This is a genomic window from Sphingomonas oligophenolica (genome assembly GCF_039522915.1).
Classification (GTDB): Bacteria; Pseudomonadota; Alphaproteobacteria; order Sphingomonadales; family Sphingomonadaceae; genus Sphingomonas; species Sphingomonas oligophenolica.
The window spans coordinates 22,499-35,111 of the sequence record NZ_BAAAEH010000035.1 but is presented as its reverse complement, the minus strand read 5'-3'; the positions used below and the strand labels follow the sequence as shown (position 1 = coordinate 35,111).

13 protein-coding genes are annotated in these 12,613 nt (G+C 65.2%); 7 read left to right on the top strand and 6 right to left on the bottom strand.

Going from position 1 to position 12,613, the window contains the following annotated elements; all coding sequences use genetic code 11:
• The first annotated feature begins 60 nt into the window (after window positions 1-60).
• Together ABD050_RS16055 and ABD050_RS16050 are read left to right on the top strand one after the other, a co-directional pair.
• Complete coding sequence (locus ABD050_RS16055) at window positions 61-867, top strand: helix-turn-helix domain-containing protein (protein ID WP_343890481.1); 807 nt, start codon at window positions 61-63, stop codon at window positions 865-867.
• A 39-nt stretch (window positions 868-906) separates the two neighbouring features.
• A complete protein-coding gene (locus ABD050_RS16050; RefSeq protein ID WP_343890480.1) occupies window positions 907-2,175 on the top strand; it encodes an amidohydrolase family protein in 1,269 nt (422 codons plus the stop codon).
• Window positions 2,176-2,238: 63 nt separating this feature from the next.
• Here ABD050_RS16050 and ABD050_RS16045 read toward each other — a convergent pair whose 3' ends face one another.
• Genes ABD050_RS16045 through ABD050_RS16025 form a run of 5 tightly spaced genes read right to left on the bottom strand, consistent with a single transcriptional unit; the run spans window position 2,239 to window position 6,794 of the window.
• A complete protein-coding gene (locus ABD050_RS16045; RefSeq protein WP_343890479.1) occupies window positions 2,239-3,204 on the bottom strand; it encodes an alpha/beta hydrolase in 966 nt (321 codons plus the stop codon).
• An 11-nt stretch (window positions 3,205-3,215) separates the two neighbouring features.
• The gene (locus tag ABD050_RS16040) at window positions 3,216-3,971 is read right to left on the bottom strand and encodes a DUF2889 domain-containing protein (RefSeq protein ID WP_343890478.1); all 756 of its coding nucleotides are present in this window, start codon (window positions 3,969-3,971) and stop codon (window positions 3,216-3,218) included.
• 2 nt (window positions 3,972-3,973) lie between these two features.
• On the bottom strand, window positions 3,974-5,134 hold the full coding sequence (locus ABD050_RS16035) for a thiolase family protein (protein WP_343890477.1): 1,161 nt from the start codon (window positions 5,132-5,134) through the stop codon (window positions 3,974-3,976).
• Window positions 5,134-5,538, bottom strand: coding sequence for a Zn-ribbon domain-containing OB-fold protein (locus tag ABD050_RS16030; protein WP_343890476.1), 405 nt, complete (start codon window positions 5,536-5,538; stop codon window positions 5,134-5,136). Before ABD050_RS16030 ends, ABD050_RS16035 begins: the two co-directional genes overlap by 1 nt.
• 2 nt (window positions 5,539-5,540) lie before the next feature.
• Window positions 5,541-6,794 (bottom strand): cytochrome P450, encoded by a 1,254-nt coding sequence (locus ABD050_RS16025; protein ID WP_343890475.1) that lies wholly within the window; start codon window positions 6,792-6,794, stop codon window positions 5,541-5,543.
• Window positions 6,795-6,986: 192 nt separating this feature from the next.
• Here ABD050_RS16025 and ABD050_RS16020 point away from each other — a divergent pair, with 192 nt between their 5' ends.
• The 5 genes from ABD050_RS16020 to ABD050_RS16000 all read left to right on the top strand — a co-directional run bounded on the left by ABD050_RS16020 (window position 6,987) and on the right by ABD050_RS16000 (window position 11,500).
• Window positions 6,987-7,217 carry a ferredoxin gene (locus ABD050_RS16020; protein WP_343890474.1) on the top strand — a complete coding sequence of 77 codons (231 nt, stop codon included), beginning with the start codon at window positions 6,987-6,989 and terminating at the stop codon, window positions 7,215-7,217.
• 19 nt (window positions 7,218-7,236) lie between these two features.
• Window positions 7,237-8,073 (top strand): coniferyl-alcohol dehydrogenase, encoded by an 837-nt coding sequence (locus ABD050_RS16015; RefSeq protein ID WP_343890473.1) that lies wholly within the window; start codon window positions 7,237-7,239, stop codon window positions 8,071-8,073.
• Between the two features lie 66 nt (window positions 8,074-8,139).
• Window positions 8,140-10,347, top strand: coding sequence for an acyl-CoA dehydrogenase family protein (locus ABD050_RS16010; protein ID WP_343890471.1), 2,208 nt, complete (start codon window positions 8,140-8,142; stop codon window positions 10,345-10,347).
• Between the two features lie 11 nt (window positions 10,348-10,358).
• The gene (locus ABD050_RS16005; RefSeq protein ID WP_343890470.1) at window positions 10,359-11,159 is read left to right on the top strand and encodes an enoyl-CoA hydratase/isomerase family protein; all 801 of its coding nucleotides are present in this window, start codon (window positions 10,359-10,361) and stop codon (window positions 11,157-11,159) included.
• A gap of 122 nt (window positions 11,160-11,281) precedes the next feature.
• A complete protein-coding gene (locus tag ABD050_RS16000; protein WP_343890469.1) occupies window positions 11,282-11,500 on the top strand; it encodes a hypothetical protein in 219 nt (72 codons plus the stop codon).
• Between the two features lie 119 nt (window positions 11,501-11,619).
• Here the strand turns inward: ABD050_RS16000 and ABD050_RS15995 are convergent, their stop codons facing one another.
• Window positions 11,620-12,522 (bottom strand): LysR family transcriptional regulator, encoded by a 903-nt coding sequence (locus ABD050_RS15995; protein WP_343890468.1) that lies wholly within the window; start codon window positions 12,520-12,522, stop codon window positions 11,620-11,622.
• Window positions 12,523-12,613: the final 91 nt, after the last annotated feature.

Below are 12,613 nucleotides of genomic sequence, written 5' to 3'. Positions count from 1 at the left end.
ATATTTGACAAGCCCGACTCCTTGGTGAACAACTCAGTTCAATAAGAAGAGGAGAGGACGATGGCTTTCACCGAGTCGAACAAGGCCCGCATCGCGCGGCGCGTGATCGAGGTGCTCGAATTTTTCGACGAGGATCATCCCCAGGCAACGGTGATGGATATCGTCCGCCGCTTCGACCGGCCGCAATCGAGCACGTCGGAGCTCCTGTCCAACCTCGTCGGCCTCGGCCTCCTCTACAAGGACCGCCAGACCCGTTCCTATTCGTTGACTCCGCGCGCAGCGATGCTCGGCAGTGCGGTACAGCCTGGCATTGTCCGCGATGGCCGGCTGGTCGGCCTGATGGACCGCCTGTGCGCTCAGACCGGTCTCGGCGTCGGCATCTTCGGCATGGTCGGCCTCAACGTGCAGGTTTATGGCTGGTGCAACGGCAAGCCGCCGCTGCGCACCGCCAATCCTGCCGGCGTCCGGAGTGGCCAGCAGGAGAATCTGACTGACTCAGCCGCCGGTCTGCTGCTGCTCTCGACCGTCGCACAGCCCAACCGCGACGGCATGATCCGCCGCCTGAACGCAGAGGCAGCGCCCGAACGCCGCTTCGCCTTTGCCGATGTCTCCGCCCGTGTGCAGCAGTGCCGCGAGCAGGGCTATGCGATCGGCGTCGCCGGCTTCGGGTCGATCGCCGACATGTGTGCGGTGCTGCTCCCGGGACTGCCGGAAAATCAGCCGCTGGCGATCGGCTTCCTGTACGAACCGTCCGACCAGATCGACCCCGAGACACTGTTGCACAGCCTGCAGGACGCCGTGGCGCGCTCGGTCGGAAAAGAAGGCCAGGAAGCAACGAGCGTTCAGCGCCTTTTCAACGCCGCCTGAACGTCACGCCCGAATGAAAATATAAGACGGAGAAGATAGATGGCTGAGAGCGACACCGCCGAGATGGCGGCCAACGCCCGCAAATATTGGTCGTCGGAAGGGTATCTCCCCGGCGGCGTCGTCCGCGAAGTGGATTACGCATCCCAGTCACACGGGCTCGATCCCTCGCTCGCCGGGATCAAGATCGTCGATACGGACACCCATATTACCGAAGCGCCCGATCTCTTCACCTCGCGCGCGCCCGCCGGCATGAAGAACAAGGTCCCCTATGTGAAGCTCGATGCCGATGGGGTCGAGCGCTGGTATGTCGGCGATCGCAATTTCGGCTCGATGGGCGGTAATGTCATCCGCGCCGACAACAACAAGCTGCTCGGCCGCCTCGCTTTCCCCAAGCTCGAACAGGCCCATCCCGGCGGCCATCTGATCGGGCCCCGCCTCAAGGCGATGGACGACATGGGCGTCTATGCCCAGATCTGCTTCCAGAATTCAGGCGTGACTCAGGCAGGCTCACTGATGTCGCTTGGCGACCCCGAACTCGCGCTCGCCGTCATCCAGATGTATAACGACGCCTCGGTCGAATATCAGGAGACCTCGGGCCAGCGCATCTTCAACATGGCGCACCTGCCCTTCTGGGACCAGGCCGAACTCGAAAAGGAAGCGAAGCGCTGCATCGACATGGGGCTGAAGGGCTTCGTGCTGCCCGACACCCCGGAGCGGGTCGGGGTGCCGTCGTTCAACCATGATTACTGGACGCCGTTCCTCGAGATGTGCGACGCGACCGGCACGCCGCTCAACTTCCACCTCAACTCGGCGATCGACCCCAATACGCTGACCTGGGAGGGCTTTGCCTTCGAACAGACCCTGTCAGTGGTGGCGACGATGTTCTCGATCGCCAATGCGGCGACGCTCGGCAACTGGATCGTCTCCGGGCGGCTCGACCGGCATCCGGGCCTCAAGATCGGCTTGATCGAGAGCGGCATGGGCTGGGTGCCCTTCGCGCTCGAAGCGCTCGAGCATCAGTTCGACGAGATGCTGCCCAGCAAGGCGGGTCTGCTTCACAAGCGGCCATGGGAATATTTCAAGGATCACTTCTGGGTGACCTTCTGGTTCGAGACGGTCGGCCCCAAGCTGCTGCTCGAGACGATCGGGGTCGACAAGGTCATGTTCGAAACTGACTTCCCGCATCCCACCTCGCTCTATCCCGGCGTGCAGGCCCATCTCGTCGAGACGCTCGGCGGCTATGATTACGAGACCAAGAAGAAGGTTCTGCAAACCAATGCTTCCAAGCTCTACAATCTGCCCTTCTGAGCCAACGCCGAAGCGCAGACACCTTTGGGCCGCCCGTCATCATGACGGGCGGCCCTTTTCTTTTCAGCTCCCGGCGAAGGCCCGGGCGAGCGCGGCCTGGCGCAACGACTGGGCCATCTGGACCTGCGGCGCGGCAGGCCCTGCGGCGCCGAAGCCGTGATACGCGCCCGGCACGACGTGCAGCTCGACCGGGACGCCCGCGCTGGCCAGCCCGGCGGCGAAGGCCAGGTCCTCGAGCAGGAACAGGTCAAGCGCGCCGACCACGATGAAGGCCGGCGGCAGGCCGCTCATATCGGCGCAGCGCGCGGGCACGGCTTCGGCAGGGATATCGTCTCCCCCGGGTTCGCGGCCGAGCATCGATTTCCAGCCATAGCGATTGAGACCGGCGGTCCAGACCAGTTGCCCGAAATGAGGTGACGTCTCGATAGTGCTGCCGGTGCGATCATCGAGCATGGGCGAATCGAGCAGCATGAAGCAGATCGGCAGCTGGCCGAAATCGCGCGCATGGAGCGCGAGTGCGGCAGCGTGTCCCCCGCCGGCGCTCTCGCCGCCGATGGCGATGCGCGCAGGATCGACGCCCAGCGAAGCAGCCTCGCGGTGAAGCCACGCGAGCGCCGCATAGCAATCGTCGCGCGCGGCCGGGAAACTGGCCTCGGGTGCGAGGCGATAGGCGACCGAGACAACGACGCAACCATGCGTCAGCGCCATCGCGCGGTTGGAAAGGTCGTTCAGCTCGGGCCGGCCGAGCACATAACCGCCGCCATGGATATGGAGATAGGCGGGTCGCGGGCTGTCAGCCGCGCCGGGCGGAACATAGAGCAAGATCCGCACATCGGGAGCATCTGGCGATCCGGGCACGAATCGCTCCTCGCAGGTGACCACCGCCACTTCGGGCGGGACCTCCAGCGACGCCAGAGCAATCATACCCCGAAACTGGACGATACTCTCGTCATTGAGGTCAAGGGTTGGAATGACATCCAGGCCGGGCAGCAGCTCTTTGGCGACATAAGCGCGCGGATCGATGGTCATCGGCTCTCCTGCTATTGTGACGGTACGCGCCGCCCCTCCCGGAAGCGCTGGCCGTCGAAATGGTCGAGCGGCTCGATCGGGCCGTTGGTGAAATCGAGGATGAGGCCGACCCGCTTTGCCTCCATCTTCCTGTCGGGCTGGAAGGTGTAGCAATTGGGCGGCATCCGGCTTGCGTCGGACTGGCGCTCCATCGGGGTGATGCGGCCATGCGCGAGGATCGTGCCCCATTGCAGCAATCGCGCTGCCTCGCGCGCGGGGCCCTCGAGCGTGTCGATCCAACCGCGCAGCCTGAACAGGGATGTGCCCGCAATCTCGGCCGGCGCGGTGAGGATGTCGTCGCGGTGCTCGAAGCGGAGGACGGGCGCGCCGTCGCGACGGATCTCCGCAGTCACTCGTTCGTCGACTGGATCGCACACCAAGATCTCGTACCGCGTCGGCGCATCATCCGCCGCGTGCGCAGCGGCGAGCAGGGCGAGGTCGTGAAGATGCGTGCAGTTGCTCTGCTTCTCGCCGCGCTTCGCCACGTCCGCGAGCGCAACACCGGCGAAGGTCGTCGCAAGCACCGCCGGTGCGCCCGGGCAGGTCGTCCAGGGGGCACGGTCCATCACTGACTCCACCGACATCACGATCGCACCATCGTGATGCAGCGTGACCGTCATGCAGTGATAATCGTCCTCGACCGCGGCAGTGACTCGATCGGTCGCCGGCACCACGAGGAAGCGCCGCCGGAAACCCGGGAGGCAGGCGATGTCCTCGACTGTCGTCACGATCAGTCCTTGGCGAGCAACAGGGCTGCCGCCATCGGGCCGCCGCCCGAGGTGGCGACCGCGACCTTGGGATCGCCGGGGATCTGCCGCGCGCCGCCCTCGCCACGCAACTGCACGACTCCTTCAAAGGCGAAGCCGAAACCGTGAAGCCGCCCCCAGCCGAGCTGGCCGCCGCCGGTGTTCATCGGCAGCGCGCCGTCACGCGCGATGCGGGTCCCGCCTTCGAGGAACTGGCCTCCCTCGCCCACGCCGCAAAAGCCGAGGCCTTCGAGCCAGGTGATCGGCTGGAAGGCGAAGCCGTCATAGAGCTGGACAGTGTCGACATCGTCGGGGCCGTAATCGGTGTTCTTCCACAGATCGCGGCCGGTCGGATAGGCGCTCGCCCATTCGGCCTGGTCCCAGCTGTAGCGCTCGACCGAGCCGGCGGACGCGGCGATGCGGATCGGGGTTGTCTTGACTTCGCCCAGCGCGTCGCCGGCAGACACGATGATCACGGTCGAGCAATCAGTGAAGCGATCGCAATCATAGAGGCAGAAGGGAGTCGAGATCAGCCGGGCGGCCATATACTCGTCCATCGTCAGCGGCTTCTTGACGATGGCGCGCGGGTTGATCGCTGCATTGGCGTGGTCGTTGAGCGCGACCTGGGCGAGCTGCTCGCGGGTGAGACCGTAACGCTTCATGTGGCGCATCGCGAACTGCGCCGTCCAGTTGGCCGCCGAGAAGGCGCCGAAAGGGGAGACCCATTGCGAATTGCCGGAGACATCCTTGCGGCGTTCTAGCGCCGGAAACTCCTCGGGCCGCGCCAGGGCCGCCGCCTCGTAAACCGTGCGGAAGCAGATCACATGGCGGGCCAGCCCTGCCTTCACCGCATTGGCTGCCTCGGCGATCGCGCCGAGCTGGGCGGTCATCTCGGCAGCGCCGATATGCCAGCGAGTCTTCAGCCCCAGCGTCTCGATCAGATCGTCGGCGCCGAGCGGCGAAAAGCCGAGAAAGATCTGCATCTTGCCTGGATAAGTGGCGACACCGTCGATCTGGTCGAGGGTCAGGCCGGCATCGGCAATCGCTTCCCTGACTGCATCCACGGTGAGCGCGAGCGGCGAGCGGGTCAGGCGAACGCCCACCTCGGACATGCCGATGCCGGTGATATAGGCTTCGCGCGCCATCAGGCCATCTTCTCGAACAGCGGGAACCAGATGCCGTCCTGCTCCTCGAACACGACGCGAACCTTGTCGTCGATGTCGACCGCGTCGACCGGGCAATTGACGATGTTGGTCGTCAGATAGACGCCGGGCGCATCGTCGAGCTTAACCCGGGCGATCACGAAGGGCACTTCCATGTCCTTCGCCCAGGCCTGGTGATTGACCGTATAGGTATCGACCACGCCGGTTCCCGCAACTGCGAAGGGCGCGACATTCTCGGACTGGCAGAAGCGGCAGATCTCGCGCGGCGGATGGATGAAGCCGCCGCAATCGCCGCACCGGGCGATGTTCAGCTTGCCCTCGGCGCCGCCTGTCCAGAAGGCGCGGTTGTCATTGTCGAGCCGCGGACGCGAGCGCTGCCACGCCACGCTCAAGCATCCCAGAGGAGATGCATCTCCTCGATGCCGATCACATGCCCGCCGTGGAAGACTGTCGGGCGGTCGGGGTCAAGCCGGAAGGCGGGGAGGCGCGCGAGCATCTCCTCATAGAGAACCTGCAACTCAACGCGCGCAAGATGCGAACCGAGGCAGCGATGCGGCCCGACACCGAAGGCGATATGGACATTGTTCTCGCGGCTGAGCTCATATTTGTCGGGCTCGGGAAACTCGCGCGCGTCGAGATCGGCACCCGGCAGGAACAGCTTCAGCATGTCGCCCGGCAACATCCGGGCGCCGGCCAGCTCGGTTTCGCGCTTCACCACGCGCATCGGCACGGTGAAGGTATAGCGGCGCAGCATCTCCTCAGCCGCTTCGTTGACGAGCTTGGGGTCGGCGCGGAGCGTTGCCTGGAGCTCCTGGTCGAGCGCAAGCCCGCGCATCGCCAGGCCCATGCCGTTCATTACCGTGTCGAGCCCGGCGATGAACAGAAGCACGCCGTAATTCTCCATATCGGCGAGCGTGGTCGGCTGGCCGTCAATCTCGGTCTGCCAGAGCAGCGACAGGATGTCGTCGCGGGGGTTATCCTTCCGATCGAGGATCGTGTCGCGCATCGCGGCGCTGATCCGCTGGAGACGCTGCACCGAGCCTTCGCGATCAGTGTCGATCGCTTCCATATGCTCCTTCACGATCGCGCGATATTCGGGCAGGCGATCGAGCGGCAGGCCAAGCATCTTGAGAAACACCTTGACCGGCAGCGGCTCGGCGACGGTCGCCATGAACTCGCAGCCGCCATCGGGCCTGACCGCATCGATCAGCTCGCCGGCGAGCGCCCGGATGCTGTCACGCAGGCCGGAGATCGTCTTGGGCGAGAACACCTTCTGCAGCGGCTGGCGATATTTGGTGTGCTCGGGCGGATCCAGGGTGATCGGGATCGGCTGGGGGATGTGCGGCGCGCCGGCCGGCAGTGCCGCGAGCATCGCCTTCATCTTCTCAGCTGGAACGAACTCGCTCGAAAACGTCTCGGGATCGCGTGACGCGGCATAGTTGGCAGCGTGAGTGAGCGCCACCCAGCCGCCGCCGTTACGCGGCGTCCAGAAGACCGGCGGCGCGTTCCGCACCATATCGAGGATGCGCGCGTGCGGATTGGCGAGGAGGCCGGGATCGGCATGGATGTCGAAATCATAGACCAGGTCCTCGGCCACATGCGCAGGCTTTGCGACGGCGGGACTTAGGGCGGCGTGAACCATAGAGATCTCCCGTACTTCGATGCGCTTGTGGAGCAGCTGCGCCGCTCGACGCGGGCCAAATCGACCATAACCTGATTGCGGTCCCGAGAAAGCGGGCGGGCAAGGTCATCGCGCGAGCGATGACGTCGGCGGCCTGTTGATCCCGCGCCGCTTCTCCATTCTAGGATATCGGCATCAGCCTGGGAGAGGCACATGAGGATCCGAATCGAGAAGGCAGCCTGTGTCGGGAACGCGCGCTGCGCCGCGGTTTCCGCGGAGATGTTTCCGCTGGACGACGACGGCTACATCGCCACCGAAGGCTTCGACGTGCCCGAGGGCCAGGAAAAGACCGCCCGGAACGGCGCGCGCGCCTGCCCCGAGCGGATCATCTTCGTCATCGAAGACGATGGCAGCATTTCATGGCCACCCCAGGCCAGCGCCTGAGGGCCTTTCGGAGACACATATGAGCGACATTCTGGGCTACAAGGGCAAGCGCGTCATCGTGAGCGGCTGCTATTCGGGCATGGGCGCCGCGACGGCGAAGCTGCTCGTCGAGCTGGGCGCCGAGGTGCATGGGCTCGACTACAAGGACTCGAGCGTCTCGCTCGCTTCCTTCACCAATGTCGACCTGCGCGATCCGGCGTCGATCGAAGCGGGTGTCGCCGGCATCGGCGGCGACGTGCATGCGCTGTTCAACTGCGCCGGGCTGCCGCAATCCTTTCCGCCGATGGATGTGATGAAGGTCAACTTCATCGGCCTGCGCCATCTCACCGAGCAGGTGCTGAAGCTGATGAAGCCGGGCGCGGCGATCGCCAGCATCGCCTCGACCGGCGGCCTCGGCTGGAGCCGGCGCATCCCGACCAACATGGAGCTCGTCACGACCAAGGGCTTCGATGCGGCGGTCGCCTGGTGCGAGGCCAATATGGAGACGGTCAGGGAAGGCTATTCCTTCTCCAAGGAGAATGTGATCGTCTGGACCCAGTATATGGGCGCGCACCTGATCAAGCAGGGCATCCGGATCAACTGCACCCTGCCCTCGCCGACCCAGACGCCGATGATGGCGCAGTTCGAAGCGGCAGCCGGCAAGGACGTCATCGAGGCGGCGACCCAGCCGATGGGGCGCTATTCGACGCCCGAGGAGCAGGCCGGCGGCATGGTGCTGCTCAACAGCGCGCTGGCGAGCATCGTCAACGGCGTCGTCTTCCCGGTCGATGGCGGCTTCATGGGCGGCGTCGCGACCGGCCAGGTGGACCTGAGCGTGATGATGCGCGGGCGGCCCGCGCCCGCAGCGGCGCAGTAACCCAGGATACCGGCCGGCCGGTGCGAGACTGGCCGGGCCGGCGATGATGACAGGACCGGCCCAGCCATGAACTTCGACCTGACCGACGACCAGCAGATGGTGCGCGACACCTTCGCGCGCTTCCTCGACGAGAACAGCAGCATGGCGCGGGTCCGCGCGGCGATGCCGTCGGGCTTCGACGCGGCGCTGTGGAAGGGGCTGGCCGAACTGGGCGCCCTGTCGATGCGCGTTCCCGAGGCGGATGGCGGCCTTGGCTTCGGTATGTTCGATGCCGCCATCCTGATGGCTGAGGCCGGGCGGACGCTGGTCTCGGGGCCGCTCGCCGAGACGCTGGTGACGGCGCGGCTGCTGGCGCAGCTTGGCGGGGAGCAGACCGCTGACCTGCTCGGCCGAGTCTCCGCCGGGGAAGCGGTGGCCACCCTTGCCTTCCGCAATATCGCCGACGAACCGGTGCAGTGGATCGCGGGCGGCCTCGTCGCGGAAGCGGTCGTCGCGCGCATGGACGATCACATCGTCCTGGTGACGGTGCCTGTCGCGGCGCGCGTCGCCGAGGAGAATCTGGCCTCCACGCCGCTGGCCGAGATCGACTTCGCCGCGCTTCCCACGGTGATGCTCGCCTCGGGCGATGCTGCGCTCGCGACCTTTGCGGCGGCGATCGAGGAGTGGAAGCTGCTGATCTCCGCGGGGCTCGCGGGGGTCGGCCACCAGGCGCTCCGCATGGCGGCGGCTTATGCCTGCGAGCGCAAACAGTTCGGCCAGCCGATCGGCACCTTCCAGGGCATCTCGCACCCGCTTGCCGACCTGCTCTGCGATGTCGATGCCGGCGAGTTCCTGGTCTGGAAGGCGATCCGCGACGTGCATGACGGCGCCGACAGCGCCGCTGCCGCGGTGTCGCTCGCGGCATGGTGGAATGCCGATGCCTGTGCCCGCTCCGTCGCGCAGTCGCTCCATACCTTTGGCGGTTACGGCCTCACCACTGAGTACGACATCCACCTCTTCAACCTGCGCGCCAAGGCCTGGCCGCTCGTGCTCGGCGATCCGCAGCGGCTGATCGAGGAAGCCGGGCGCCGCCTCTATGCCGGGGAGAAAGCCGCGCTGCCCGAGGCGGGCGACTGCCCGATCGACTTCGACCTTGGCGAGGATGCGAAGGCGATCACTGCCGAGATCCAAGCCTTCTTCAAGGCCAATGTGACGCCGGAGATGCGCGCCAAGTTCCATTACAGCTGGGAGGGCTATAACCCCGAGCTCAACAAGAAGCTGGCAGCGGCGAACCTGCTCTATCTCGGCCTGCCCAGGGACGTCGGCGGGCGCGGCCTTTCGCCCTATGCCAAGATCGCGGCGATGGATGCCTTCGAGAATGAGGGGTACAACAACCCGGCCGCGAACGTCGCCCAGATGGTCTCGCTGATCATCCACCGCTTCGGCACCGACGAGCTCAAGCAGGACGTTCTCGGGCGGATCATGTCGGGCGAGGTGATCTGCAGCCTCGGCTATTCGGAGCCCGCATCGGGATCCGACGTGTTCGCCGCCCAATGCCGCGCGACGCCCGACGGCAATGGCTGGCGGATCGACGGCACCAAGATGTTCACGAGCGGCGCCAACCTCGCCGATTATGTGCTGATGCTCTGCCGCACCAACCCCGATGTGCCCAAGCACAAGGGGCTGACCATGTATATCGTGCCGCTGAAGGCCGAGGGCATCACGATCCAGCCGGTTTACACCTTCCAGGACGAGCGGACCAACATCACCTTCTATGACGGGGTGAAGATCCCCGACAGCTACCGGCTCGGCGAGGTCGATGGCGGGGTGAAGACGATGAGCGCCAGCCTCGAGCTCGAGCATGGCGGCGGCTTCTCCAAATATCAGCGCAAGATGCTCGAGGCAGCGGAGACGCTGTGCCGCGAGATTTCCTATCACGGCAAGCCGCTGATCGAGGACGGCAGCGCCCAGGCCCGGCTCGCGCGGACCACCGCCAATCTCTGGGCGTCCGAACTCCTCACCTATCGCGCGACCTGGGTGATCGCCGAGAAGAAGCCCAACCTCGCTTATGGGCCGATGGCGAAGATGTCCTCCTCGGAGAAGTTCCTGAGCGACGCCCGCGACCTGATCGACCTCACCGCCCCCCTCTCCTTGTCGAAGCGGCCGGGGGCTGCGGCCGAAATCAATCAATTCTATCGACACGCGCAAGGGTCAACCATCTATGGTGGCACGAGCGAAGTGCATCGCTCGATGATCGCGGAGCGCGGGCTCGGCCTGCCGCGCACGCGCGCCTGAGGGGAAGAGACGTGTCCAAAGAACCGCATCTCCTGACGCAAGAGCAGGACGGCATCCTGATCGCGACGCTCAACCGGCCCGACAAGCTGAACGCATTGTCCGCCGAGACGATGCAGCTGTTCGAGGAAGCGCTGGGCCGGTTCCGCGACACGCCCGAGCTGAAGGTGATGCTGGTACGCGCGACCGGCCGTTACTTCTGTTCCGGCGCCGACCTGCGCGGCGGATCGCCGGCGGCGCAGCCCCGCACTGCCTCGGCCATCCGCGAGAATCATCGCCGCGGGCTGAACAACATGCACCGCATCTATGACGAGATGGAGCATGTGGAGAAGCCGATCGTCGGCGCGATCCACGCAGCATGCGTCGGCGGCGGGCTCGAGATGATGCTCTCCTGCGACTTCCGCCTCGCCGCGAAGAGCGCCGCCTTCGCCTTTCCCGAAGGGCTGTTCGGCGTGCTGCCCGCCTCCAACGGGGTCAGCCGGCTGACGCGGATCTGTGGCCCGCACTGGGCGCGCTGGCTGATCATGGCCAACCAGAAGGCCGATGCCGACCGGGCGCTGATCATGGGACTTGTCCATGACGTGATGCCTGACGAGGGCTTCGAGGAAGCGGCGCTCGACTTCTGCCGGCACCTGACCAAACAGAATGGCGAGCAGATGGGCGCCGCCAAGATCGCGATCGAGCTCGCCGCCGAGCTCGGCCCCGAGATGGGGCGGCATGTCGAGCGGATGGCCAACAGCGCGCTGATGCTCAATCCGAGCTATCTCGAGGGAATCGAGCGGTATCTGAAGGGCGTCGGCGGGAAGAAGGGCTAGGGCCCGACGGGGCGTCAGGGGCCCCTGCCCCGCTGTTCTTTGCTGTTCCTGGCGAAAAGTTTTTTCTCCCGCTGTTATGTTGGATTTTTGGTGCGATTTTTCCGAGTATTCTCAGTGCCTTGATGACGATCCCGCTGTTATCGAATAACAGCGGAAAACAGCGGGAAAACAGCGGCGGAACAGCGGGCGGGAACAGCGGGGAACAGCAAGGAACAGCGGGACGCGAGGCCGTGGCCGCACCAAGCCGTGGTTCAATCAAATGCGGTCATGTCAAAGAGCGGGACGGAATCGATGTGGGATTCTGTCCGGCGCCACCGTTCTACAATCTCTTCGACGATTGAATCGCCTTGCCTGCTCGGGCGACTGAAATTGACACGATCAAGGGACAGCTTCGCGCCCAATTCGGGTCGTTAAACGGCCGTCCTGAATAGCTCCGCTCACAATATGGGTGGTGAATTGGTCAGTCGGCAGTCTGGCGATAGCGCAGCGCGTCGACGACGAGTGAAAACGCGGCGGATGGCTGGCGGCGACTAGGATAATACAGATGATAGCCCGCGAACGGCGGGCACCAGTCGGTGAGCACGCGCGTGAGACGGCCCTCTGCGAGGTCCTGTACGACGTAATCCTCTAAAACACAGGCTAAGCCGAAGCCCTCGAGGGCGGCCCTGACGACCATCTGCGAATTGTTGAACACCAACTGCCCGTCGACGCGCACGCGGAGCTCGCGCGCGTCCCGCTCCAACTCCCAGGCGTATAGGCCACCGGCGGTCGCCATGCGAAGGTTGATACAGCGATGCTGTGCGAGGTCCTGCGGGGTCTGAGGGATCGGCCGCCCCTTGAAATAGAAAGGTGCTCCGACGACCGCCATCCGCAGATCGGGTCCGATCCGTACTGCGATCATGTCTCGCGCGATCGATTCGCCCAAGCGAACCCCGGCGTCGAACCGCTCGGCCACGATGTCGATGAAGCCCGGGTCGATTGCCAATTCGACATGGATGTCCGGATAGTCACGCAGCAAAGGAACGAGCGCCGGCCATACCACCGACTGTGCCGCGTGTTCCGAGGTCGTCATGCGGACGACCCCCGCGGGCTTGTCGCGCAACTCGCCGACCGCGGACAGGCCCAGCTTGATCTCGGCGAAGGCGGGCTCGATCCGCTCCATCAGGCGCGCGCCCGCGTCGGTAACTGCGACGCTGCGCGTGGTGCGCGATAGCAGCCGCAGGCCGAGACGCGCTTCCAGCCGACGAACGGTATGGCTCAGCGCGGATTGCGATGTGCCGAGCTGCGCCGCTGCGCGAGTAAAGCTACCCGCTCGAGCCACCGCCAGAAACGCCAACAGATCGCCGACCTCGTCGCGCTTCATTCATGAACCTCGAAGATAAGTGCTTGCCGATCTTAGCGACTTATCGACCAAGTCGGCAGTGCCTATCTGCACTTCTCTCGAGGCACCTCGT

Excerpts from the sequence above, each read along its gene's own strand:
- ABD050_RS16010 (WP_343890471.1), top strand. The coding sequence starts at position 8,140 with ATGAACTTCGACCTGACCGACGACCAGCAGATGGTGCGCGACACCTTC.
- ABD050_RS16035 (WP_343890477.1), bottom strand. The coding sequence starts at position 5,134 with ATGGCGCGCGAAGCCTATATCACCGGCATCGGCATGTCCGAGGTGGGC.
- ABD050_RS16015 (WP_343890473.1), top strand. The coding sequence starts at position 7,237 with ATGAGCGACATTCTGGGCTACAAGGGCAAGCGCGTCATCGTGAGCGGC.
- ABD050_RS16050 (WP_343890480.1), top strand. The coding sequence starts at position 907 with ATGGCTGAGAGCGACACCGCCGAGATGGCGGCCAACGCCCGCAAATAT.
- ABD050_RS16000 (WP_343890469.1), top strand. The coding sequence starts at position 11,282 with ATGACGATCCCGCTGTTATCGAATAACAGCGGAAAACAGCGGGAAAAC.
- ABD050_RS16020 (WP_343890474.1), top strand. The coding sequence starts at position 6,987 with ATGAGGATCCGAATCGAGAAGGCAGCCTGTGTCGGGAACGCGCGCTGC.
- ABD050_RS16025 (WP_343890475.1), bottom strand. The coding sequence starts at position 6,794 with ATGGTTCACGCCGCCCTAAGTCCCGCCGTCGCAAAGCCTGCGCATGTG.
- ABD050_RS15995 (WP_343890468.1), bottom strand. The coding sequence starts at position 12,522 with ATGAAGCGCGACGAGGTCGGCGATCTGTTGGCGTTTCTGGCGGTGGCT.
- ABD050_RS16055 (WP_343890481.1), top strand. The coding sequence starts at position 61 with ATGGCTTTCACCGAGTCGAACAAGGCCCGCATCGCGCGGCGCGTGATC.
- ABD050_RS16045 (WP_343890479.1), bottom strand. The coding sequence starts at position 3,204 with ATGACCATCGATCCGCGCGCTTATGTCGCCAAAGAGCTGCTGCCCGGC.